Source organism: Microtetraspora malaysiensis (genome assembly GCF_001528665.1).
Lineage (GTDB): Bacteria > Actinomycetota > Actinomycetes > Streptosporangiales > Streptosporangiaceae > Microtetraspora_A > Microtetraspora_A malaysiensis.
In genome coordinates this window covers 1-21822 of the sequence record NZ_BBYJ01000049.1, presented here as the reverse complement: position 1 = coordinate 21822, position 21822 = coordinate 1, and the positions used below count along the sequence as shown (strand labels likewise).

Here is a 21822-nt window from a genome sequence, read left to right as displayed (position 1 = left end):
CGGCCGGCGCGGCGCCGCAGGAGGCGCGGACCTTCAAGCTCGGGCAGCAGTTCGACGGTCGCGATGTGCTCCTTGAGCGCCTGGACGATGGGCTGCGGGATGCCGACGATCCGCCGTCCCGCCTTGGACTTGGGCGGGCCAAGGACCAGTTCCCCCGTAGAGCGCTACAGCGATGATCAGGCCGTGGTGTCGGCCGGCGCGCGGTCCGGGAGGAGGGCCAGGAGCTGCTGCGTGTGGCCGGGCAGTTCTGTCTCAGCGAGCCCCGCGAGGAGGTCCCGCAGCGGCATGGGCTGATCGACCATGCAGGCGTCATTGGACAGCAGCCGGGTGGGCACGGGAGTGTCGAGTTCGGCCTCGCTCAGCGCCGGCCCGGCAAGCGCGCACAGGGCGTCTGCCTGGTGCTGGATGCGGTCGAGGAGCCCGGCGGTGCCACCCGCGAGCGTGGCGACGCGGTTGATGGTCCAGGCGTCGAGCGCGATGCGGTTGTCGTATGTGGTGTGGGAGCCGGAGGCAATGGCGGAGGCGGCGGCGATGGTGGTCGCCGTGACGATCGAGACGTGCGCCAGGATCTGGTCGGCGGTCCACTCGCCGGGTGGCGGGACGGTGAACGCGCCGCCTCCGTAGTCAGCCACAGTGGTGGCGGCGTCGAGCAACGAGCGGTAGGCCGCTTGGAGTTGGGCGGATTCCATGGGGGCGTCCTCTTTCTGCAGGTGGGCGGCGTGGAGCCATGCGCGCAAGGTGGCGGCGAGGACCGGTTCAGGCGTGCGGACGGGACATGTCCCAGGGCGCCTGCGGGAGGACGTCGCCAGTCTCGAGCAGGGACTTGAGGTTCGCCAGGACGGCGGGCCAGCCGTGGGAAATCCCGTTAAGCATCTCCTCGTTGGGGAGGTCCTCATGGGTCACGGTCAGGCGGACGATGTCTTGGTGCGGTTCGATGAGGAAGGTGACCACCGACGGGTCCCGCAGCGATGCGGCGTCCGGCTGGTCTTCGAAGGTGATCACAAGACGGGTCGGGGGCTCCGCGGCGAGCACCCGACCGACGACGTCAACGGCCTCTGATCCGTCGGCGCGCCGGTGCTCCCAGGACGAGCCCGGCTGCCAGTCGGAGACGTTAGCGTGCCCCCAGTAGCGCGCGGTCAGATCGGCGTCGGTCAGAGCACGCCACACCTGCTCGGCGCTTGCATGGATGTAGGTGACGTAGACGTAGGTCGGCACGGAGACGGATGTCTCGGTCATGGCGTACTCCTCGGCTTGACTCCGGATGGCGCTGAGCGCTTGCAGTCGTGGCCTGTCGAACCCCGCGATCCAGCGCTGTTCGATCTCGTGGATCGGCGCCGGGTTGAGGTAGTGCAGCCGTTGCCGTCCGCGCCGCACCACGGTCACGAGGTTGGCGTCGACAAGGACGTCGAGATGCTGCGTCGCCGACTGGCGAGCCATCTCCAGGCGTTCGCACAGCTCGCCCAGCGTCTGACCGTTGCGCTCACGCAGCCGGTCGAGCAGGAGGCGCCGGGTGGGGTCGGCCAGTGCTTTGAAGGCTGCGTCCATCGTTTTGGCTTCCAGGCTCACCCCGGCATTATGCAGGCAATCACCTGCATAATGTCAAGCGGGTGTATCACCGCTGGTCAGGTCGGTGGCCGTGGTCGTCGTACCGCGAGCGGACAGCTCAGCCCATCGCCTGCGAACACCAGCACACAAAGATCAACTGAGTTGACGCCGGCCGCATGACAAAGCGAACGCGTGCCCACCTTCACAGGGGAAGGCCCGCCATCGTCGAGCGACTCGGCTAGTGATAACCCCCCGTAGAGTGGCTATATCGCGACAGTGGAGAACGAGATGAATCCAGCTCGATTCGATTTCTGGCTAACTGGCCGAGGTTGGGGTCGGGCACGGATCACCGTAGGAGATGCCCAGGCCGAGCTACACGCATCTTTTATCACAGACGCGCCCCGTGACCTTTTAGGAGCGCTCCAGCGCCTATGTCTTGGCGATAGCAAGGTTGCCGTCTCCTGGGAGGAGGAACCAGGAGTGTTTCGGTGGATCTTCGAGCGAGACCAGCTCGACGTCCAAGTGCGCATTATCTGGTTCCCCGACCACAACCAAGCAAACAGGAACGCAGAAATAATTTTTAACGCAAAATGCACTCTGGACCACTTAGCACGAGCGATCATTGCAGGTTTCCGCCGCCTGCAGCATGAGATCGGCGAGCGCTCCTACGAAGGCGATTGGGGCTTTCCATTTCCTGCCCACGAAATTGCTGCCGTCGACCAAGCACGACGGTCTTTCGCTCAGCTCAGTTGATAAAGCAGCCGTCATAAATCGATGACCGCCCGGCGCATCACTGCCGAGTTGTTCTCATAAATATCAAGCGGCGGCGCGGCGCGCCGCCGTGCCCCCGGCCCTCCGCCCGCCCGCCCGGCGGGCGTGCGGCCTGGGGGCCGGTCCCGGACGGCGGCGGGACACCGGGCCGGGCTCCGCACACCTGCCGCGCCATACGGACCGAACGCTCCGGCCCGGGGTTGCCACGCCGCCGCACAAATGCAGCCCTCACGATCGCCACGGCATGGTCGGCCGCGCTTGGGGGCGATCGAGGGCTTCGTTCCTCAGCCCCGGACCACCAGGTTGCGTGTATCTCTCTGCGTGCCCCGAACCGAGGCGGATCGCTGGCCGATGATCAGGCCTGCGTGGGCGTATGGGCTGACGCCTCATTCCTGGCCGGAGCCCATGAGAAGGCTGTGGAGATCCCAACCCGTCGGAATAGGCCTGTCATCCGGATAGTCGATCACTTGGAGCGAAGCCTCGTCGTAGAGGCTGTACGTCGTGATGTCGTCGCCTTGGGCCACGATGAGAAGACGTGCGCCCAGTCGCCAGACCGCATGTTGCCATTCAGACTCATCGTCCCAGCCATCATCGATCAAATTCGGCGGGCCCAATCGTTGCGCAACAGTCCTATGCCCGTCTTCCCAGACGGTCCTGAACCGGGCCCGGCCGGCTGTGCGATCGATCCGCCAGATGTCCGAAGGGATGTACTGGGGAAACTCGATCAGGTCGGGATCCGGTTCAGGATCCCAGATATCGTCAGCCTCGTAAAAGAGGGCGAATCCCACGGAGAATCCTCTTACGCGGGCGCCCTTGCGGTTGACGATGACTCCGACATTCCACTCTCCCGCAGGCACTATGGGCCACTCCTCCTCTTCGCGGATGTGCTTGGCAAGAGAGCCACCTTCCGGAGTCGGCCATCCGGTCTGTTGCCAAGTTTGATCGAGTGCCTCGCGATTCCATGGGCTTCTCGCGAGGCCGATCACAGTGTCCACGAGAGCAAGATCGATGGGATGCCATGCCAATGCCATGGTCGGTGCCCCTCTAACAGATCGTTTCGATGACTCGGGCAAGCTACGGTCCGTATCGCTGGAACTGCAAGCCCAGTGGCTGAGCTCAGAAGGTGCGTGCCCGTTGCGTGCCCGTTCGGACGGCGATCAGCGGGGAGTCACGGGGACTAAACGGCACTCGACTCACGTACGCCCAGATCAGCGCATCCCCAGCTCAAAGCGCGTAATCTTGAAAGACTTCCCAAGCTGATAGTGCCTTGGCTGTACAGCCGCGAGTACAGCCAAGAGAGCGAACGAGGACGGAACTCGGCGAACGTCTACGGACACCGCACCCGCAAGTCAGAGCCTCGGACCTCGACCGAATCGACTTTTTTAACCCGCGGTTGCTGGGTCGATTGCCGCCCTGGCAGACAGGGTGGTGACGGCCTCCGCTGCTATCCAGCATCCTCGTCGTGCCCGATCGCCTACGACTTGGCGTACCGAGCAAGCCGTACCCACGCGGGGAGGCGCGGCCCAATGGCGAAGACCGTCTCAACGAGAGTACCGCCATGCCCGTCGCGTGCCCCATGAGGCGGAGAACAAGGGGACCGCGGGGAGGTCAAAGGCCACCCAGGGAAATGGCCTTTTGCGTGCCGTGCAGCAGCGAAATACAGCAACGGCTCAGATGGCCGACCAGGGCGAGAGCCCATCAGTTCCAGAACTGGATCTTGTACAGTTCCACCCGGACGATTGCGTAGGGGAAGCCGGCCTCCTGTTCGGTCTGAAGGATCTTGGTGACCACCCGTGCAGACCAGGTCGTGTCACTCAGCCCCAGATCGAACTCCACACCGTCTGGATAGCCGGACGCCCACCCTCCGGCGCCGACCAGCCCCGACTTCGACAGGAGCCGCCCTGTCCACAGCTCTTCCCAGGCGTCCACCGGCGGAGGCCCGTCCCACAGCTCGAACCGGACATGCACCGTGCCGGTGTATTCCACCTGGATGACGAGCCCGTCCTCGCCCGCAGCGACCCGGTCATCTGGTGGTTCGATCCCCCCTTCGGCCGCCGATCCCGCCAAATGGCCGTCGGTGACCTCGGCCACGATGAAAAGTCCGTACGCGGGTCTCACCTCATCTGTGACCGCGCGGAGGGGGCTGCTCATGGTTTCCGTCTTTCTTCGATCTCCGTCCGCGGATTCCCAACGCGATGATCGCGAGGAGCGGGAGAAGAAGAGCCGACTGTAGTTGACCTAGACTGACATGCGCTGATCGTGGTGATCGGCCGCCTATGCGGACAGATCCTCTCGTGATCCACCTGAGCTCACGCTGAAGGCCACTCCGGTTGGGGAAGGTGCCGCGCGGTAAGGCCAGTTTCACGAGCTGATCATCGTGCAATTACCGTGCAATTAGGCAGGGTGACGAGGGGTCAATCACGGTCGCTCATGACCAGCCCATCGCGCAGGTCAGCACCCCCGACGGGCCGTGATCCATGCACTTCCCAAGCTGACAGCGCGGGTTCGATTCCCGTCACCCGCTCCATCGCTAAGGCCGGTCACAGCACGTCAGGGGTGACTGGAAAAACGTAGTCCACGCCTGGCATGTCATCAAGAGCACTTTTCAGCGTCTCGGCTGCGCTGGGAGCATCAGTCTTGACATAGAGGGCCTCCTGATCGACCGGACCTGGAATGAAACCGCACAGACGGTCAGGGCAGTAGGAGGCGCTGATCTTCGTCGCGAAGGCACTGTCCTCGTAATAGATCTTGTCGACATCCACTGCCTGCAGAATTTTCTCGACGATAACCTCTATATCCTTCTTCCCCGCCGCACGAGCTCCTTCCCTTCCAAGCTGGAGAACGGGGGAACCCAGGCCAGTCAACATGACCCGCACGTCCGCCTTGTCCGCCCAGAAATTAACGGGCAACCGCACCAGACCCACGGAAATCGGCGACTTCGCTACCTCCTCCGCGATCTTCGGAATGTCACTCACATCACGAGCGGTTCCCACAAAATGCGCTTGGACGCCGCAGACATTGCGCGTCATCAGCGGCTCTCCCTCCATCTGCACCTTGCTGTAGGCCGTGAGATTCTCGATCTCCGGCAAGGTGCGAAGGAACTTCTCGACAACTGGCTGGGTCTCCGGCGTCAGCCCTTCCGCCGAGCACTGCAGAACCATGAACCCACGCTGCTCAGGCCAAGGGCCGTCCGGTGGGGGAAGGACACTTTGCGAGCGCATCCCGGAGAACCAGACAGCACCTGCTCCACCGATGGTGAGAAGCACGGCCATGGCCGCTACGACTGTCCGCATCCGTGAACGCGGCTCGGATACACCCGCACGAGGGATCACTTCAACTGCTGGTTCGTCGTTCGACAGGGACACGTCGATGACCATCCCGTACAGCCGGTTCGTGCGTCAAGATCAGGGCTTGTGACGTACCTGCCCCTGGCGGAGCAACACAAAAGACGCCCCCTCCATACCGAGCAGCCGTGATCAACGTGCCAGATCCGTGCCAGAACCGGCGAGGAACCACGGTCACTCACGGGGAATCACGGAAACTCGACCAGCCCTGACCTGCACCCCCGTTTTCCCAGCTCAGGGCAGCAAGGTCAGTAGATGATTCCCAAGCTGACAGCGTGGATTCGACTCCCGTCATCCGCTCCACGAGCGAAGGCCCAGGTCAGGGAGTAGATCCCCGCCGAGTCCTCGATCATTTCTGGCACCTGTTCGATCTTCCGCGCCCGTTACGTGCCCGATCCGTCTGGATCTTGTTCGCTCAGGGCTCCTTCCGCGAGCTTCCCGAGCGCGTCGGCGATGGCCCGGTCCCGCTCCATCGCGGTGTGCTGATAGATCAGTGCGGCCCGCGTGGTCGAGTGCCCCCATGCGGTTCATCAGCTCCCGCAGGGGCGCCCCCGACTGCGAGGCGAAGGTGTTCCCGGGGTGATGCAGATCATGGAAATGGAGCCGCCGAGCTTCGCGTCCTTGAGCGCCCTAATCCATGTGCGGATGGCCTGTCCGCTACCGGCTCCGCTCCGCGGCCCGCGGGCTTTCTTTAATTGCCCTTCTTTTGGGTGCCTCCGCATTCCCCGACCGGGGCGTTCGCGCGGACGGGGGTGCCGGATCGATTACGAGCCCACGGGCTTGAGGAAGCCTTCGAGGACCACCAGGCCCTTCCCGTACTTCTCGTCAATCTCACGCTGTCGCTCTGGTGTGACGACCCAGACCCCGATTTCAACACGGCCCGCCCGCTCGTCCACCGAGGCCGATTGAGCGCCCTTAATCTCCTTCATCGCCTGCTCTTGGAGCGCACGGAGCTCCGCCTCGGTGCGCTCAGCGCGGCTCAGACACAGCGCGCCACCCCACACCTCGCGGATCGCGGACTCACGGGCGGACGCATTGCCGGTGAACATCAGGTTCAGCACGAGCCGCTTGGGATCGTTGGCGTACCGCTCCACGTATCGGCGGTCTTTGGGATCGTAGCCGTCGATCTCTTCGAGGTAGCTCTGGTCCAGCCAACTGCCCGCGTACCCGGGAAGCTTCTGAGCCCTGGCGAGCGCCGCCTCCATCGCCCTCTCGGTGGCCTTCGCGGGGTCGACCGGGCGCCAGCCGCCCGCAGGCTTCGGGCACGGTGTGGTGAAGCGGGATCGGTCACGCGGTGCGTCGCCGTGCTGCCGGGCAGAGCGCGGGGGCTCAGTGAGCGTCAGACTCTTCCCGTCCCAGGTACCGACTACGTGGTATTCACCCCAGCGCACACCGTTCCGGGCGGAATGCTTCACCCCGTTCCAGTCCCACCCGATGATGTCAGGGCCGGCGCACTGGGGCGGCAGGGACTGAGCGACGAAAGCGCAGAGCTGGGGGCCGTGCTGTGGGTTGGACAGCACGGTCGCGTCGGCCTGGTAGCGCGTCAAAGACGCGGTCGCGGCCGGGGCCGTCCCGCAGGCGGTGAGCGTCACTAGCACGGCGAGGAGCCCGATGCCTCTCATGCACCTGAGACGGGCGAAAGCGCCCAGCGGTTCACGGTGTTCCTGCCGGACCGGCGGCCCCTGCGACAAAGGGACCCGTGCCAGAACAAGCGGGAAACCGCGGTCACTCACAGAGACTCATGGTCAACCGGCCTACTCTGACCTGAACCCCGCTTTCCCGGCTCAGTTCACATGATCTTGAAAGACTTCCCGAGCTGACGGCACGGGTTCGATTCCCGTCACCCTCTCCAAGCAGGAAGTTAGGAGACAGATCCCGGCCCGGCGGCGAGCATTGCGCCTGCGGGTCAAAGGTGAGAACGGGTGGATGGCTCGGCGAAGCCTAGACTTGCGCCATGCCGATCTACCTGGGCCTGCTCGACGGTGTGCGGTGGCAAGGGCAGCCGGTGGTCGGCGAGAGGGCTCAGGCGCTGCTCGCAGCTCTCGCACTCGCCTGCCGGACCGTGAACGCGGACCGGCTCGTCGCGGAGGTGTGGGGGGACGACGAACCGGCCAATCCAGCGAAAGCGCTGCAGGTCCTGGTGTCTCGGACCAGATCGGTCGTGGGGTCGGAGGCGCTGGTCACGAAAGACGGCGGCTACCGGCTTGAGGTTCCGGCCGACCGGGTCGACGCCGGCCTGCTGCACGATCTGGCGGGCCGGGCGCGGGCGCTGCTCGTCGAGAATCCGGCCGCGGCGGCCGTGATGGCGGAGGAGGCGCTCGCGCTGGGCGTCGGGGCGCTGCCGCCCGAGGGTGACGGTCCGCTGGCCGAGGTGCGTCGGCGCGCGCAACGCGACCTGGCGTCCGTGCGGCTCGTGCTCGCCCGCGCCCGGAGCCGGAGCGGCGACCACGGCCCCGCCCTGCCCGGGCTCGAAGAAGCCGTGCGCGTCCACCCCGAGGACGAGGGGCTGCTCGCCGACCTCCTGCGCAGTGAGGCGGCGGTGCGCGGGACGGGCGCCGCGCTGGGCCGCTTCGAGCGCTACCGGTCGGACCTGCGTGAACGGATCGGCGCCGACGTAGGCCCGGAGCTGCGGCGGGTCCACCAGGAGCTGCTGGCGCTCGACAGCCCCGTACGCGCCGGCGTGCGGTTCGACACGACCCCGCTGCTCGGCCGCGACGACGACCTCCGACGGGTACGGGCGCTGCTCGCCACCTCCCGGGTGGTCTCGATCCTCGGCCCGGGCGGGCTCGGCAAGACCCGGCTCTCCCATGCCGTCGCCCGCGAGGCCCCGCAGCCGGTGGCGCACTTCGTCGAGCTGGTCGGTGTGACCACGCCCGAGGACCTGGTCGGCGAGGTCGGGTCGGCGCTCGGCGTCCGCGACTCGGTGACCGGACGCCGCACGCTCACCCCGCGGCAGCGCGCCGACATCCGGGCCCGGATCGCCCAGCAGCTCGACCTGGCCCCGACGCTGCTGGTGCTCGACAACTGCGAGCATCTGGTGGAGGCGGTCGCCGACCTGGTCGCCTATCTGACCGCGACCACGCGGGAGCTGCGCGTCCTCACCACGACTCGCTCGCCGCTGGCGATCGCCGCCGAACACGTCTACCCGCTGCCCCAGCTGGGCACCGGCGACGCCGTCGAGCTGTTCCGCGACCGCGCGACCGCGGCCCGGCCCGGCGTACGCCTCGACGAGGAGGACGTGCGCGCCGTCGTGGCCCGCCTGGACGGCCTTCCGCTCGCGATCGAACTGGCCGCCGCGAAGGTGCGGGTGATGTCACCGGCCGAGATCGCCCGCCGGCTGGAGGACCGGTTCGCGCTGCTGCGCGGCGGCGACCGGAGCGCGCCTTCCCGGCACCAGACACTGCTGGCGGTGATCGACTGGTCCTGGAACCTTCTCGGTGAGCGGCAGCGCCGGGCCCTGCGCCGCCTCGCGGCCTTCCCGGACGGCTTCGCCCTCGACGCGGCGGAGGAGGTGCTCGGCGGTGACGCTCTCGGCGACGTCGAGGAGCTCGTGGAGCAGTCCCTGCTCACCGTCGTGGAGGCGGCCGACGGCGTCCGGTACCGGATGTTGGAGACGGTGCGCGAGTTCGGCCGGATGCGGCTGGACTCGGCCGGTGAGACCGCCGAGGCGCGGGCCGCCGTGCGCGCGTGGGCCGTCGGTTACGCCGATCGGCACGGTGTCCGGCTGTACTCGCCGGAGCAGATCGACGCGATGGACCGGCTGCGTTCGGAGGAGACGAACCTCGCCGACATCCTGCGCGAGGCCCTCGCCGACCCGGACCCGGAAGCGGTGGTGGTGCTGTTCTCCACTCTGGGCGGCTACTGGACGATCTGCGGAGACCACCCGCGCAGCATCGTCCTCACCCCGGCCATCGCCGCCGTACTGACCGGTTGGACGCCACCACCCCGGCTCCTCGACCGGACCCGGATGGCCCTGAGCCTGGCGCTGTTCAACACCGTTATCTTCTCCTTCGAAGAGAACGCGGGGCTGGCACGGATGCTGTCCGCGCTGGGCGCCGACTCGGCGAACCCGGACATCCGGGCGCTGGTGACCGCATGGCTCACCACGGCGGCGGACCCCGAGAACGGCTTCGACACGCTGATCGACGATCCCGACCCTATGATCCGCCAGATCGCGCTGCACTGGCTGAGCCACGGCCTGGAGAACGCCGGCGACCCGGCCGGCGCGATCGAGGCGGCCCTGGCCGCCCTCCAGCTCGTCGGTGACGACGGCGGTCCCTGGCGCCGGGCGCTGCTACACGCCCACTTGGCCGGCCTGTACGCGCATCTCGGTGACTCCGCGTCGGCCTCCGTACATGCCGACGAGGCGCTCCCGGTGCTCGAACGCCTCGGGGCGGTGGACGACGCCCTCCAGATCCGCGCCGCCCGCGCCATGGCGGCGCTCACTGACGGGCGCCGCGACGAGGCCGCGCGGATGATCGACGAGCTGGAGGTGCTCGCTTCCCAGGGCACCCACGGCGGTGTCCTCTCGGTCGCCGCCGGCAGAGCCCAGTTGGCCCTCGTCGACGGCGACATCGCCGAGGGACTGCGGCGGCACCGCGAAACCGCCGAGGTACTCCGGAATGTGCGCGTCCCGGGCACGCCGGACGGTTCCACACTGTGGGCCATCCTGGGCGAGGTCATCGCGCTCTCGGCGTTCGCTCAGTACAGCGAGGGCGACGACGGCGCGGACCTCTTCGAGTCGCTGCGGACCAAGGTCCTGATCATGTTCGACCCGGACCACACGTTCAACCGGGACTACCCGGTGATGGGGATGGTGCTCGCCGGGCTGGGCATCTGGGGACTGCTGAAGGGAGCGCTGCCCGCCGAGGAGGGGGTTCGCCTGCTCGTGCTCGCCGACCGGTTCGCCTACAGCCGGTTCATCCCGACGATGCAGTGGTCGGTGCTGTCCGCGCACGCCGAACGGATCGCCCCCGGCGTCATATCCCGGATCGAGGCCGAATACGGCGAACGACGCGGCCCCGACCTGCTGGCCGAGGCCCGTACCGTCCTGGAGCGGGTGGTCTGACACCGTCTACATCTTGCGAGAGTACGAGCGGACCGCCAGTGGTGCGAAGATCACAACGACGACCACGCAGCCGATGACCGCCCAGCCGACCTCGGCCGTCACGGCCCCGTCGTTGAACAGGTCGCGTACCGCGGAGACGACGTGCGACACCGGGTTGACCTTCACGAACACCTGCAGCCACCCGGGCAGCGTCTCGGCGGGGACGAAGGCGTTGGACAGGAAGGTGAGCGGGAACATGATCATCATCGAGATGCCCTGGACGCTCTGTGCGGAACGCGCCATCGTGCCCAGCCAGGTGAAGATCCACGCCAGTGACCAGCCCGAGATCACCGTGAGTGCGACACCGCCGACGCAGCCGAGCACACCGCCGCCGGGGCGGTAGCCGATGGCCAGGCCGGTGACGAGCGTCAGCACCGACGCGATGCCGTACCGGATCAGGTCGGCGATCATCGGCCCGGCCAGGGGGGCGACTCTCGCGATCGGCAGGGACTTGAAGCGGTCGAACACCCCCTTGTCCATGTCTTCGCGCAACTGCACGCCGGTCGCCATGCAGACGGTCAGGGCCGTCTGGGCGAGGATGCCGGGAATCAGTACTGGGAGGTAGTCCGACACGCTGCCGGAGATCGCGCCCCCGAAGATGAACGCGAACATCGCGGTGAACAGCAGGGGCTGGATGAGGACGTCGAAGAACTGCTCGGGCTTGCGGCGCATCTTCTTCAGTGCTCGCCATGCCATCGCCAGGACCTGGACCCAGACCTCCCGGACCGAGCTGCGGGACGTGGTGCGGGCGACCGCGGCGGACGGGTCGACGCGCCGAGCGGTGAGGGGGGTCTCGGTCATGGTGCTCGTAGTGGTCATCGGGCCGCCTCCATCTGGGGTTCGTCGACGGCGCCGTGGCCGGTCAGCGCCAGGAAGACCTCGTCCAGCGTCGGTTTGGCGACGCTCACCGAGGAGATGCCGAGGCCTGCTTCCCGCAGGCCGATCAGGACGTCCGCGGCCCGGTTGGGGTCGGGGAGGGGGATGTTCATCCGTCCTGATTCCGGGGTCAGGACCGGCTCCTCGCCCAGCAGCCGGCGAACGATGTTCGCGGCCAGGGCGATGTCGGAGCCGTCAGCGAGGCTGAGCTGCAGCGTCGAGTCACCGACCTGGGTCTTCAGGGCGTCGGGGGTGTCCTCGGCGACCTTTCGGCCTCGGTCGATCACGGCTACGCGGTCGGCCAGCTGGTCGGCCTCGTCCAGGTATTGGGTGGTAAGGAGGATCGTGGAGCCGTCGGTGACCAGCTCGCGGATGGTGTCCCACATCTGACCCCGGGTTCGTGGATCAAGGCCGGTCGTGGGCTCGTCCAGGAAGATCAGGGGTGGGCGGGTGATCAGGCTTGACGCGAGGTCCAGGCGGCGGCGCATGCCACCGCTGAACTGGGACAGGGGACGATCTGCCGCCTCCTGGAGGCCGAAGCGTTCGAGCAGCTCACCGGCGATGGTCTTGGCTCGGGTGCCGGTCAGGCCCTGTAGCCGGGCGAACAGCCAGAGGTTCTCCCGGGCGGTCAGGTCCTCGTCCACCGAGGCGTACTGGCCGGTGACGCCGACCAGCTGCCGGATGCGGTGGGGCTCCCGCCGGACGTCGACACCGAAGATCTCCGCGTGGCCGCCGTCGATCGAAAGCAGGGTGGCGAGCATCCGGAGCATCGTGGTCTTACCCGCTCCGTTGGGGCCCAGGACTCCGAAGATCTCGCCTTGCCGTACGTGAAGGTCGATTCCATCCACGGCCCGGAAATCTCCGAATTCCTTGACCAGGTTCTCGGCCCGGACGGCACCGAGGTCCGCCATGACGCGTCTCCTCTCTCCGCCGGGTACCTCCCGGCGTTCGAGGAAAGCTTCTGCGTTGTCGGCTTCATCGCGGCTTCACGGCGGTTTCACCTCTGACCTGGCGGTTTCACCGGCTCCGGTGTCTTTCTCCACTGCGGCATCTTCGCCGGCCGCGGCTCGGCCAACCGCGTGTGCCACTGCCGGATGTGGCGGTTGCCGATCTCGCCCAGGAGCTTGCCGCCGGAGGTGGGATTGGTGTGCAGCCTCAACACGCCCTCGTAAAGCCGGGCCGTGCAACACCTGGAACGCCGCCGGGATTCTGGTCGCCTGAGTCGATACCCAACCGCAATGGTGAAGAGTGCGAAAGAAGTGTCATTCTCGAATTGAGCGGATCGGAGTAGGGAGGCAGCATGACGGAGACGGGCGGGCCCAAATTGCGCGTGCGATCGACAATTCTGCTGGTCATCGTTGCGCTCGTGTCGGCAGCGGCAGCCGTTTCATGGTATTCGGGCATGGTCCGCGCGCGTCTCCAGGCCGTGATGCTGGAGGGCAGCGGCGGGTCCAGCGACAGCGACACTCGCGTGACAACCATTCGATTCGGCATCAGAAACGAAGCGTGGACGCCTGTCACGATCGCGGGCGCCGGGCGCAGCAGTTCCTTCATGCGGCTGCTCAGGGTGAAGGGCACACGCACTCCCATCACTCTCGGCCCGGGTGATACGGCGGATTTCGAATTCGTCTACAAGGTCACGAATTGCTCCGCCATTTCCACTCAGGAATGGCCGATTCCGGTCCGCGTGGAGCGCCCCTGGGGCATGCAGACCGTCTACGTCGAGCCTCCTCTACAGGAGCCGAACCTTTCCGAGGACTCCGAGTACTCGGAGGACTTCGAGGACGAGGATGAGAACTTGGCATGGAGTCCGTGGCACGTGGCCAGGGCCAGTTACGTCTGCGATTGGCAGCACTGACCCCGGCTTTCGCGGTCGAAGGCGCGGGCGCACCCGAGCCGAGGTGAACGTGAGGAGGTAGCGGCATGACCGCCGAGCCGCACGAACTGATCAGCGTTAGGACACCGGAACAGATCGTGGAGTCCCTGAAGGTCGACCGTAGTACGCGCAACATCCGCGCTTGCCTTCCTCCTAGCGATCACGACTACTTCGACCGGGACTACCGGCAAGCCATGGCCAAGGCCACCGAGGAACTGGACCTCACGCCCGTCAACGCCCTGCTCGCTCATTGGTGGCACATGGCCAGGATGAAGGCGATCGGGGAGTACGAAGCGGTCCTGGAACACGGGGCTCGCATCCAAGATCAGATCGAACGTGGCGAATACGTCCCGGGGCGACCGTTGCGGGAGGTCCTTGCCGAACGTGCATCCGAACTCGGCGTGGAACTCAACCTTTAGATGTATACAGTCAGCGGGAGCAAGCAATTAGACGAGCAGGTCGCCGCACTTCCCGCCGAAGCGCTCGCAGCGTTCCACGAGGACCGTGTTCCTTCAAGTTGCCCCGTGGAACGGCAACCCCTTCGTAAGAGAACGGCCTGACGCCCCGATGCGAACACAGACATTCGGTGACGGCGGTTCGGGCATGGCTACCTATCTGATCGTCGAGTACCGACGTCTGGTGGAGATCATTCAAATCGCTTGGTACGGCTGAGCGTTGCAGCCGCGATCCGGATCCACCCATTCCCCCGAGATCATCTTGGCCTCGATCAGCGTGAGCACCCGTTCGGCGTCGCCCTTGCGCTCGTCCGTCTCGGAGTCCGTTCGCCTGTGCCCGTCCGGTCTCAGACAGCTCACCTGGTGGCGCGGAGCGCTATCGCCGACCGCCTGAGGGTTTGATCGAGTAGCGTACCGATCTCCGTCCACGAGAGCCTTACTCCATGAGCGAGCACTGCTGTGGGTCGATGACACGCCGGGTGAAGTGGCGCTGCGAACAACATGAAGATCCGTTCGAGTGCCCAGACGCCCTCGTGAGGTTCGACGCCAGGTTCCAGGAGTACGGCCTGATCATCCATGACGGCGGGGCCTCAGTCATCGGCATCACCTTCTGTCCGTGGTGCGGGAGCCGTCTGCCCGCTTCGCAGCGTGATCGTTGGTTCGAGGAGTTGGAGCGGCGTGGGATCGACCCGTGGAGGGGCGAGATCCCCTCCGAGTACGAGGACGGGCGTTGGCTTCACTCATGATCTGATCAGAAGAGTCATCAACTCTCGGCACCTCCTCGCCCCGCAGGCACCAACGTTCGCGAAGTCGGACCGACCCCTGCCAGTCATGGTTTGCGAAATCCTCCCCCGAGTACACTCCGCCAAGTGGATCAACCGCTCCCCCAGACCACTCAGTCCCTTGCGGCGGACCTGCATGCGCTCGGCGTGACCGCGGGCGACATCGTGCTCCTGCACTCGTCGATGAAAAGCATCGGCTTCGTCGCCGGCGGCACCCAGGCGGTCGTGCAGGCGTTGCTCGACGTGCTCGGCCCGGAAGGCACCCTCGTCGTGCCGACCCACACGCCCGCGAATACCGATCCGGCCGGCTGGCGGAACCCGCCGGTCCCTGAGACGTGGTGGCCGGTGATCCGCGAGCAGGCGCCCGGCTTCGACCCGTCGCGTACGCCGAGTCAGTGGATGGGCGTCATCGCCGAGTCGGTCCGCAACTGGCCCGACACCCTGCGCAGCGACCATCCGCACGTCTCCTTCGCCGCGCATGGCCCGCACGCTGTGGACATCATTGGCGGGCACCAGCTCGACGATGCGCTGGGCGATCACTCACCACTCGGGGCGGTGTACCGACTGGACGGGAAAGTGCTGCTGCTGGGGTGCGGGCACGGTTCGAACACGTCGCTACACCTAGCCGAATACCGGCAGGCATCGCCGCCACGCGCACTCGCCGGCGCCTCGGTCCGGCAGCCTGACGGAGCAGGCCAGTGGACCACGTGGACCGATGTGGTGCCCGATACGGACGACTTCGAGCGGCTCGGCGCCGATTTCGAAGCCACCGGCGCGGCGATGATCGGCAAGGTTGGCTGCGCGACGGCACGCTTGATGTCCCAGCGTGCTCTGGTCGACTTCGCGACAGACTGGATGGCCGCCCATCGTCCCGCGGCGGGAGAGTCCCCGTAGAAAATGCGTCGGCAGCTGTCAGGAGGCGGGAGCAGAATGGCCGAGGCGACCCCAGACCAGGCGCCGGCGTTCCGCTGACAGACCCTGGTCCCTCATGGCCCGATGTAACAGGTCGACATCGCACCCATGGGCGCTCATATAGTCGAGGAGAGGTTCGTAACGGTCGGCCCTGTCCCGTACGAGTTCCGTAGCCAACCGTAGTTCCAAACGAACCGCAGGAACCTGGTGCGAGCCACAGGCGATCCACACGTAGTGCTGCCATGGGCCGCGACCAGCGCATTCCATCCCGTCAGATTCAGCCTGCCGCTCAACGGTGCTGATTTCCACCTTGACCCCGTGCACCTCATACCTGGCGAAGTATTGCGAGGACTGTGGAAGCCACGAGGCAGCATTCAGACAGGGAAACGAGGCGAGCGCGGCACCGAACTTATCCACATCCTCTCGCCGCGCCACCAAAAGGTCGATATCCCCGACAGGAAGTCGGACACCCTGGAGAAGGGCCGCGCTCGTGCCCCCCAGGCGGTAAGTGATGCCGGCGTCTACAGCTCGCATGGCAGTGAGCACGGTGTCCAGCGTCGCAGTGATGTCCGCCGCTTGAAGAAATGTTCCACCGTTGTCCATGACGAGCAGCCTAAGAGCATCAAGACACGGGAGGACAGGCGTCACAGGCCACACGCCAAATCTTCAGATCGACGAACCCATGAGCAAACGAGGCCGGTGAGAACAGCTCAAATCATGGTTCTCCCTGCTCAACGAGGCAGGCTAACGGTTCAGCACACCCCCGCGACACAATGATCTCGTGTCGCGATTCGATGCCGCAGAAGCCGACCTGGTCCCTGGCCAACGGGTCCGAGTGACCCAGCGACACCCGTGGGGTGTCATGGTGGAAATCCTTGGCCACGAGGGCATATCCACACCTGCGTTGCGCCTACGTCCCTGGCGAGCAGAGGATGCGGTGGCTCTCGTAGCGGCTCATCGCGATCCGCTTCTGCGCCGCTGGCTGACCACCTCACTTGCCAGCGACACAGAGGCTCGTCGCTGGATCGATGATCAGAGCGAAGGATGGGCCACCGGCGTCCGATTCAGCTTCGCCATACTGGAGTGCCGCGGCAAGAACGGCGATGCCGGTCGTCCAGTCGGCCACATTGCGGTCACGGCGACCGATTCCAGCAAGGCTCTGGCGACGGTCGGTTACTGGACGTCGGCCGAAGTCCGAGGCCGGGGCATCGCCGGCCGCGCTCTTGAGGTTGTATCGCGTTGGGCGTTTGATTCGCAGCGCATCATGCCGCTAACCCGCCTCGATCTGCTGCATGCCGTCGATAATCACGCGTCGTGCAGTGTGGCAAAGAAATGCCGGTATGCGCTCCGTTCCATTCTCCCCGCCCAACCTCCCGCCTTCCCGCGCGATGGGCACCTGCACGTCCGAATCAACAACGACGCGTGAAACCGGCCGGCTCCCCGCGGCCAGGAATGAGCGGCGGTGTCGGCCGAAGGATGTAGCCCGATCTCCTCAACCGGCAGGAGGTCGCGCGGGCCGGGCCTGACTAGCGTCTTTTGAAGATTCGGCACGCCTGCCCTCCCCGGTCGAAAGGACTGCTCATGACCTCTGCCCGCAAGAGGCTCCTCACCGGTTCGATCACCTTCGCGGCGGGGCTGGCACTGTGGTTGCCCGGACTCGATGTGGAGATCTTCATCTTCACACCGTCCAAGGTCGGGGTGGTCCTGATGGTCATCGGAGCGTTGGAGATCTTGTACGGGGTCTACCGGAGTTTCCGCGGCGACGGCGCGGCGCGCGGATAGCCGGAGAGTTCGAGCTCTGCGCCCCGAATACCGGAGGCGGCCTCATCAGGTGCGCGCACGGAATCCTGTCCTTGATCGCTTTCCTCGGCGAACCAAAAGGGACAGGCAACACGTCCCAGTGGAGTGCGATCTCTTCGGGTAGTTCTCGCTTTGCTCGCCGTCGTCGTTCTCACCGGATGCGACCGCGAGGATGGCAGGGCCAAATTGGACCACGTCGTCACCGCTTCATGCCCGAAGGGTCGGCCGGACCCGGTCCGGCCGACCCCGCCACGCCAGCCGCTCCCCAACGACTTCACACCGGTCCAGGTCATCCGCTGCCGTTGGGAGTCTCGCCTTCTGCCCGGCAAGGGGCTCTGGGAGGTCGTGATCCAAGAGCACGCCGACGGCCCCGCAACCGGGCTGATGACCGAGCTACGCCGCCCATCCGAAAGATCGTTGTTCGGTCAGGACTGCCTGGACGTGCGCATCTTGGTCGATTACTTCGTCGTGGTGGACTCCTCCGGCAGGGCGGTGCTACCCGACGTGCCGAACGGCGTATGCGGAGAGCCGTTCCCCTCCGCTCTGGCCGCCATTCGCAGCCTGCCGTACCACGTCGACAAACAGTTACCCGTTCGGAGGGTCGAGAGCGAAAAGGCCTTCCGGGCCGGCTGTAGCGACAAGTACCCAGACCTTCTCCGCCGCCAGGGACGGCCAGAGGTAGTGGCCTCCCCCATCTGGAACCCCCCACCGGAGGGCCTACGGGTATGCGTCTACCGCATCACAAAGAAAACCCCGAGCACGGTCGACCCCCGGGGTATGGCCATGGGAAGGCTCGAATCTTCGCGCATACTCAAGGGCAGCAAACTACGCACCCTGCTCAACGCTCTGGACGCCGCGCCGGCGACCGACTGCCCGAGCAACCACACCCGGTTCGCAGTACTGACCCCCGGCTTCTGGGAGGCATACGTCGCGCTCGACGGGTGCCACAACCTCCGGCGCCCCGATAGAACCCTCGGCCGCCTCACCCCCGATGCCGCAGCACTCCTCACCAAGTGAGACGACCTGCCGGACACCCGCTGATCAAGCCGACTCGGAGCAATGATCGAAACCTGTGGATCTGCCGGGAAGGGTGTGCCTTCCCGGATCATCCGATGGTGGTTTCGAGATATGGCCGACGTTGGCGCGGCCTTCACCGACGGCAAGCTCCTCGAACGCCCCGGCGACCTGGCCGCCTGGCCCATCCCTCTGCCCCCGACAACAGGAGCACACGATGAACCGCACCATCGACAAGATCGCCTGGATCCACCTGGACAACGGCAAGATCCTCAGCACCCGGTCGCGAGGCAAGAACGCCTACTACATCCCCGGCGGCAAACGCGAAACCGGCGAAACCGACCTCGACACCCTCATCCGCGAGATCGACGAGGAACTCTCCATCGCCATCATTCCCGCGACCGCCACCCACGTGGGCACCTACCAGGCCCAGGCACACGGCCACGCCGAGGGCATCACGGTGCGGATGACCTGCTACACCGCCGACCATCACGGAGTACCGACGCCCAGCAGCGAGATCGAAGAAATCACCTGGCTGAGCTACGCCGACCGCGACCGTGTGTCCCCAGTCGACCAGATCATCTTCGATCACCTACACCAAACCGGACAGCTTCACTGACTCAGCGCACCCCAACCGATCCACAGGTATTGACTGCCCCCGACTCGGAGTCTTGTGCGCAGTCCCGGCCCATCGGCAGGTTCCGACGGCCCGCAATAAAATCCCTGGGATGGAGACCCTCTTGATCCGTCGGAGAACTACCGAGGATCTGCCTGCGTGCATCGATGCTCTCGCCGCCGTGCAGGCGTCCGATCGCTACCCGGTGGACTGGCCCGCCGATCCCGGGCGATGGCTGACACCGTCCAACCTGGTTGAGGCATGGGTGGCGGTTGACGGGCTTGACGTGGTCGGACACGTGGGACTCGCACAGCTTGACGCGGCGACCCTTGAACCGTCCCTCGCCGAGGCCCTCGGTACGCCGGCTGATCCGGTTGGATCGATCACCCGACTCTTCGTCACCCCTCGGCGGCGAGGCCACGGGCAGGCCACCCAGCTCCTCGAGGTGGCCGGCAAGGAGGCCGCCAACCTCGGGATGCCTCTCATACTCGACGTATCGGACGACGGCCACGCGGCCATCGCTCTGTACGAACGTGTTGGATGGCGACGTGTCGTCACCACCCGCGCCGACTGGCTGAACGCGGCGGGCGAACACGCCGTGGTGCACTACTACGTGAGTCCTGAGACGGCGCGGAAGCCGGGACGTGCCGCCCGCCTGCCCGAGTAGGCCGTTCCGGGGATCGGCGCGAAGGGGGAGCCGGGCCGGGCCGTCGCCCTCATCGTCACAAATCGCCAGACTGCCGGCGCGATGATCCGCGTAACGACGAAGAGGGCGACGATCGTGCCGAGCACCAGCGGGCGGGTCAGCGAACCGCCCAGGTGGCCTCGTCTGCGACAGCGCGGCAGCGCACCTGGACGGCCGGTGACGTTGAACAGCAGGTTGGTGGGCAGCACACCAGACGAAGGAACCTTGCCGTCAGGCCGGGGTGGGAACCGGGACGGGACCGCCCTCCCTGGATTCCTCCTCGATCGCGGATCCGACGATCTCGCAGCCCGCGAGGTCCATCGCCGCGCGAACGAGGTCCTCATCCACCGCGCTGTTCGTGAGCACACTGACCTTCCCGGCGCCGGGATCCACCTCCACGCCTACGACACCGGGCACCTTGATGAGGTCGGCCTTGATCGCGGCCACGCAATGATCGCAGGTCCCGGAGGACAGACCAGTGACGTGGTAGCCGACCAGGCTGTAGGCAATGGTGATCACACCGATCTCCTCAGATCGAGAGGTAAATGGGGAGGCGTTCCGGTCGAGTCCGCCGCCAATGAGCCTGCCGCAGTGCAGAGGCGAATGGTGGTGAATGAGGCGTCCGGAGAACGCCATGGCGTGAATCGGCCATCCAGGCGTGGATCATCCGGATTTTGCGGCAGAAGCGCCCGATGCCATCGTTGTCGCATCCTTGATACCGAAACGGGGGTGCCAGGGCTGGTGACCGACGCGTCTCATGCCGAGAAAGAGCGCCATGTCCGCATGCTGTACGCGCGGATGCACGAGCAGGGCGAGTCCCTCGCGGAGGCCACAGAGCAACTCGGACTGTCTGTTGACGATCTCAGGCGGGCCCAGGACGGCCTGGTACGTCTCGGCCTGCTGGACACCGGGACGGAGACCACCGTCGACGCGGTCGCGGCGTTGACCCGCGGCCTTGAAAGCAGCCACCGCGCACTGGACCGGCTGGTCGAACACCACGTCAGGGTGGCCTCCCTCGCGCAGAACTACCTCGGGTTCACCCGGCACGCGAACGACGATCTCCGCGTCGAGTTCTACGAGCGCGAGCGGTTGGCGGCGCTCAACAACCGGATCGACGAACTGGCGGATCTGGCCCAGCTGGAAGTAATGACGATGCACCCGGCGGCGAACTGGACTCCGGAGCGGCTGGACACCGGCGACGCCCGCATCAGGCGACGCCGGAGCCGCGGCGTACGGGAGCGCGAGCTGCACGCCCAGGCGATGCTCGCCAACCCGATGTTGCGCGACCGGCTGCGAGCACGGAGAGAAGAGGGAACGCAGATCCGGGTCGCGCCGGTGATCCCGACCCGGATGCTCATCTATGACCGGCAGGTCGCGGTCGTGCAGGCCGACCCCGAGGATCTGGAGCGCGGCGCCGTACTGATCCGCGGACGTGACGTCATCAGGTCTCTCGCGGCGCTTTACGAGTTCTGCTGGACGAACGCGTCCGAGTTGGTCGACGTCCCGCGCTCGGCGGACGACGCGGCGCTCACCGAGCAGCAGCGAGCCGTGCTCCGTCTGCTGGCCACGGGCGCCAAGGACGACGCCATCGCCCGTAGCCTCGGCGTCTCGACGCGTACGGTGACCCGCCTGGTGGGCGAGCTTACGGCGATGCTGGGAGCGGGCAGCCGCTTCCAGGCCGGGGTACGCGCCGCGCGACTCGGCTGGCTCGACTGACAAACCCGCCGTAACGCGGCAGACCCCGCCGACACCTATTCCGGCACAGCGAACGGCGGCCCCCGGAACATCTCCCGGAGGCCGCCGTTCGTCCTGCTCCTACGTGAAACCTTCTACTTGAAACCGCGCAGGCGGAGACTGTTGCTGACCACGAACACCGACGAGAACGCCATCGCGGCACCCGCGATCATCGGGTTCAGCAACCCCGCCGCGGCCAACGGCAACGCCGCCACGTTGTACGCGAACGCCCAGAACAGATTCCCCTTGATCGTCCGCAACGTCCGCCGCGACAACCGGATCGCGTCCGCCGCCACCCGCAGATC

Annotated in this window: 23 protein-coding genes; 12 read left to right on the top strand and 11 right to left on the bottom strand. The window is 66.3% G+C overall.

What is annotated here, in order from left to right:
* Nucleotides 1-176: 176 nt before the first annotated feature.
* Together AWQ71_RS39515 and AWQ71_RS39510 are read right to left on the bottom strand one after the other, a co-directional pair.
* The gene (locus AWQ71_RS39515; RefSeq protein ID WP_218002162.1) at nt 177-689 is read right to left on the bottom strand and encodes a hypothetical protein; all 513 of its coding nucleotides are present in this window, start codon (nt 687-689) and stop codon (nt 177-179) included.
* A 67-nt stretch (nt 690-756) separates the two neighbouring features.
* A complete protein-coding gene (locus tag AWQ71_RS39510) occupies nt 757-1566 on the bottom strand; it encodes an ArsR/SmtB family transcription factor (protein WP_245658992.1) in 810 nt (269 codons plus the stop codon).
* Nucleotides 1567-2025: 459 nt separating this feature from the next.
* On the opposite strand from AWQ71_RS39510, the gene AWQ71_RS42470 reads away from it, so the two are divergent.
* Nucleotides 2026-2298, top strand: a complete 273-nt coding sequence (locus AWQ71_RS42470; protein ID WP_157570889.1) for a hypothetical protein — start codon at nt 2026-2028, stop codon at nt 2296-2298.
* Between the two features lie 404 nt (nt 2299-2702).
* On the opposite strand, the gene AWQ71_RS39505 is transcribed toward AWQ71_RS42470, so the two are convergent.
* From AWQ71_RS39505 to AWQ71_RS39490, 4 genes are all read right to left on the bottom strand, one after another.
* Entirely contained in the window at nt 2703-3311 is a 609-nt protein-coding gene (locus AWQ71_RS39505) for a hypothetical protein (RefSeq protein ID WP_157570888.1), read from the bottom strand.
* A gap of 703 nt (nt 3312-4014) precedes the next feature.
* A complete protein-coding gene (locus tag AWQ71_RS39500) occupies nt 4015-4407 on the bottom strand; it encodes a hypothetical protein (RefSeq protein WP_157570887.1) in 393 nt (130 codons plus the stop codon).
* 449 nt (nt 4408-4856) lie between these two features.
* On the bottom strand, nt 4857-5693 hold the full coding sequence (locus tag AWQ71_RS39495) for a hypothetical protein (protein WP_157570886.1): 837 nt from the start codon (nt 5691-5693) through the stop codon (nt 4857-4859).
* Between the two features lie 731 nt (nt 5694-6424).
* The gene (locus tag AWQ71_RS39490; protein WP_157570885.1) at nt 6425-7252 is read right to left on the bottom strand and encodes a hypothetical protein; all 828 of its coding nucleotides are present in this window, start codon (nt 7250-7252) and stop codon (nt 6425-6427) included.
* Between the two features lie 362 nt (nt 7253-7614).
* Here AWQ71_RS39490 and AWQ71_RS39485 point away from each other — a divergent pair, with 362 nt between their 5' ends.
* Nucleotides 7615-10728 (top strand): ATP-binding protein, encoded by a 3114-nt coding sequence (locus AWQ71_RS39485; protein WP_067144274.1) that lies wholly within the window; start codon nt 7615-7617, stop codon nt 10726-10728.
* Nucleotides 10729-10734: 6 nt separating this feature from the next.
* On the opposite strand, the gene AWQ71_RS39480 is transcribed toward AWQ71_RS39485, so the two are convergent.
* Nucleotides 10735-11586 (bottom strand): ABC transporter permease, encoded by an 852-nt coding sequence (locus AWQ71_RS39480; RefSeq protein ID WP_067144272.1) that lies wholly within the window; start codon nt 11584-11586, stop codon nt 10735-10737.
* Nucleotides 11583-12554, bottom strand: coding sequence for an ATP-binding cassette domain-containing protein (locus AWQ71_RS39475; RefSeq protein WP_067144271.1), 972 nt, complete (start codon nt 12552-12554; stop codon nt 11583-11585). Before AWQ71_RS39475 ends, AWQ71_RS39480 begins: the two co-directional genes overlap by 4 nt.
* A 389-nt stretch (nt 12555-12943) precedes the next feature.
* Here AWQ71_RS39475 and AWQ71_RS39470 point away from each other — a divergent pair, with 389 nt between their 5' ends.
* The 4 genes from AWQ71_RS39470 (at nt 12944) to AWQ71_RS39455 (ending at nt 15650) form a co-directional block, all read left to right on the top strand.
* The gene (locus tag AWQ71_RS39470; protein WP_067144269.1) at nt 12944-13501 is read left to right on the top strand and encodes a hypothetical protein; all 558 of its coding nucleotides are present in this window, start codon (nt 12944-12946) and stop codon (nt 13499-13501) included.
* 65 nt (nt 13502-13566) lie between these two features.
* Nucleotides 13567-13938, top strand: a complete 372-nt coding sequence (locus tag AWQ71_RS39465; RefSeq protein WP_084259835.1) for a DUF6247 family protein — start codon at nt 13567-13569, stop codon at nt 13936-13938.
* Nucleotides 13939-14417: 479 nt separating this feature from the next.
* The gene (locus AWQ71_RS43545) at nt 14418-14720 is read left to right on the top strand and encodes a DUF6980 family protein (RefSeq protein ID WP_067144267.1); all 303 of its coding nucleotides are present in this window, start codon (nt 14418-14420) and stop codon (nt 14718-14720) included.
* A gap of 123 nt (nt 14721-14843) precedes the next feature.
* Nucleotides 14844-15650: an AAC(3) family N-acetyltransferase gene (locus tag AWQ71_RS39455; protein ID WP_067144265.1), complete on the top strand. Its 807-nt coding sequence runs from the start codon at nt 14844-14846 to the stop codon at nt 15648-15650.
* An 18-nt stretch (nt 15651-15668) separates the two neighbouring features.
* On the opposite strand, the gene AWQ71_RS39450 is transcribed toward AWQ71_RS39455, so the two are convergent.
* On the bottom strand, nt 15669-16271 hold the full coding sequence (locus tag AWQ71_RS39450) for a hypothetical protein (protein ID WP_067144263.1): 603 nt from the start codon (nt 16269-16271) through the stop codon (nt 15669-15671).
* A 259-nt stretch (nt 16272-16530) separates the two neighbouring features.
* On the opposite strand from AWQ71_RS39450, the gene AWQ71_RS41190 reads away from it, so the two are divergent.
* The 5 genes from AWQ71_RS41190 to AWQ71_RS39430 all read left to right on the top strand — a co-directional run bounded on the left by AWQ71_RS41190 (nt 16531) and on the right by AWQ71_RS39430 (nt 19765).
* On the top strand, nt 16531-17094 hold the full coding sequence (locus tag AWQ71_RS41190) for a GNAT family N-acetyltransferase (RefSeq protein ID WP_084259833.1): 564 nt from the start codon (nt 16531-16533) through the stop codon (nt 17092-17094).
* Between the two features lie 155 nt (nt 17095-17249).
* Nucleotides 17250-17450 carry a DUF5708 family protein gene (locus AWQ71_RS39445; protein ID WP_067144261.1) on the top strand — a complete coding sequence of 67 codons (201 nt, stop codon included), beginning with the start codon at nt 17250-17252 and terminating at the stop codon, nt 17448-17450.
* A 150-nt stretch (nt 17451-17600) separates the two neighbouring features.
* On the top strand, nt 17601-18485 hold the full coding sequence (locus AWQ71_RS39440) for a hypothetical protein (RefSeq protein WP_067144259.1): 885 nt from the start codon (nt 17601-17603) through the stop codon (nt 18483-18485).
* A gap of 214 nt (nt 18486-18699) precedes the next feature.
* Entirely contained in the window at nt 18700-19101 is a 402-nt protein-coding gene (locus AWQ71_RS39435) for an NUDIX hydrolase (protein ID WP_067144257.1), read from the top strand.
* Between the two features lie 109 nt (nt 19102-19210).
* Nucleotides 19211-19765 carry a GNAT family N-acetyltransferase gene (locus AWQ71_RS39430; protein ID WP_084259831.1) on the top strand — a complete coding sequence of 185 codons (555 nt, stop codon included), beginning with the start codon at nt 19211-19213 and terminating at the stop codon, nt 19763-19765.
* A 249-nt stretch (nt 19766-20014) separates the two neighbouring features.
* On the opposite strand, the gene AWQ71_RS42465 is transcribed toward AWQ71_RS39430, so the two are convergent.
* The gene (locus AWQ71_RS42465) at nt 20015-20302 is read right to left on the bottom strand and encodes a heavy-metal-associated domain-containing protein (RefSeq protein WP_157570884.1); all 288 of its coding nucleotides are present in this window, start codon (nt 20300-20302) and stop codon (nt 20015-20017) included.
* A gap of 222 nt (nt 20303-20524) precedes the next feature.
* On the opposite strand from AWQ71_RS42465, the gene AWQ71_RS41185 reads away from it, so the two are divergent.
* Nucleotides 20525-21499 (top strand): helix-turn-helix transcriptional regulator, encoded by a 975-nt coding sequence (locus tag AWQ71_RS41185; protein ID WP_169806743.1) that lies wholly within the window; start codon nt 20525-20527, stop codon nt 21497-21499.
* Nucleotides 21500-21612: 113 nt separating this feature from the next.
* Here the strand turns inward: AWQ71_RS41185 and AWQ71_RS39415 are convergent.
* Nucleotides 21613-21822, bottom strand: a 210-nt coding sequence (locus tag AWQ71_RS39415) for a hypothetical protein (RefSeq protein WP_157570882.1), incomplete at its 5' end; no start/stop codon positions are given.

Coding starts and splice junctions, on each gene's coding strand:
- AWQ71_RS39515 (WP_218002162.1), bottom strand. CDS start 689: ATGGAATCCGCCCAACTCCAAGCGGCCTACCGCTCGTTGCTCGACGCC.
- AWQ71_RS39495 (WP_157570886.1), bottom strand. CDS start 5,693: ATGGTCATCGACGTGTCCCTGTCGAACGACGAACCAGCAGTTGAAGTG.
- AWQ71_RS39485 (WP_067144274.1), top strand. CDS start 7,615: ATGCCGATCTACCTGGGCCTGCTCGACGGTGTGCGGTGGCAAGGGCAG.
- AWQ71_RS39480 (WP_067144272.1), bottom strand. CDS start 11,586: ATGACCACTACGAGCACCATGACCGAGACCCCCCTCACCGCTCGGCGC.
- AWQ71_RS39475 (WP_067144271.1), bottom strand. CDS start 12,554: ATGGCGGACCTCGGTGCCGTCCGGGCCGAGAACCTGGTCAAGGAATTC.
- AWQ71_RS39470 (WP_067144269.1), top strand. CDS start 12,944: ATGACGGAGACGGGCGGGCCCAAATTGCGCGTGCGATCGACAATTCTG.
- AWQ71_RS39465 (WP_084259835.1), top strand. CDS start 13,567: ATGACCGCCGAGCCGCACGAACTGATCAGCGTTAGGACACCGGAACAG.
- AWQ71_RS43545 (WP_067144267.1), top strand. CDS start 14,418: ATGAGCGAGCACTGCTGTGGGTCGATGACACGCCGGGTGAAGTGGCGC.
- AWQ71_RS39450 (WP_067144263.1), bottom strand. CDS start 16,271: ATGGACAACGGTGGAACATTTCTTCAAGCGGCGGACATCACTGCGACG.
- AWQ71_RS41190 (WP_084259833.1), top strand. CDS start 16,531: ATGGTGGAAATCCTTGGCCACGAGGGCATATCCACACCTGCGTTGCGC.
- AWQ71_RS39445 (WP_067144261.1), top strand. CDS start 17,250: ATGACCTCTGCCCGCAAGAGGCTCCTCACCGGTTCGATCACCTTCGCG.
- AWQ71_RS39435 (WP_067144257.1), top strand. CDS start 18,700: ATGAACCGCACCATCGACAAGATCGCCTGGATCCACCTGGACAACGGC.
- AWQ71_RS39430 (WP_084259831.1), top strand. CDS start 19,211: ATGGAGACCCTCTTGATCCGTCGGAGAACTACCGAGGATCTGCCTGCG.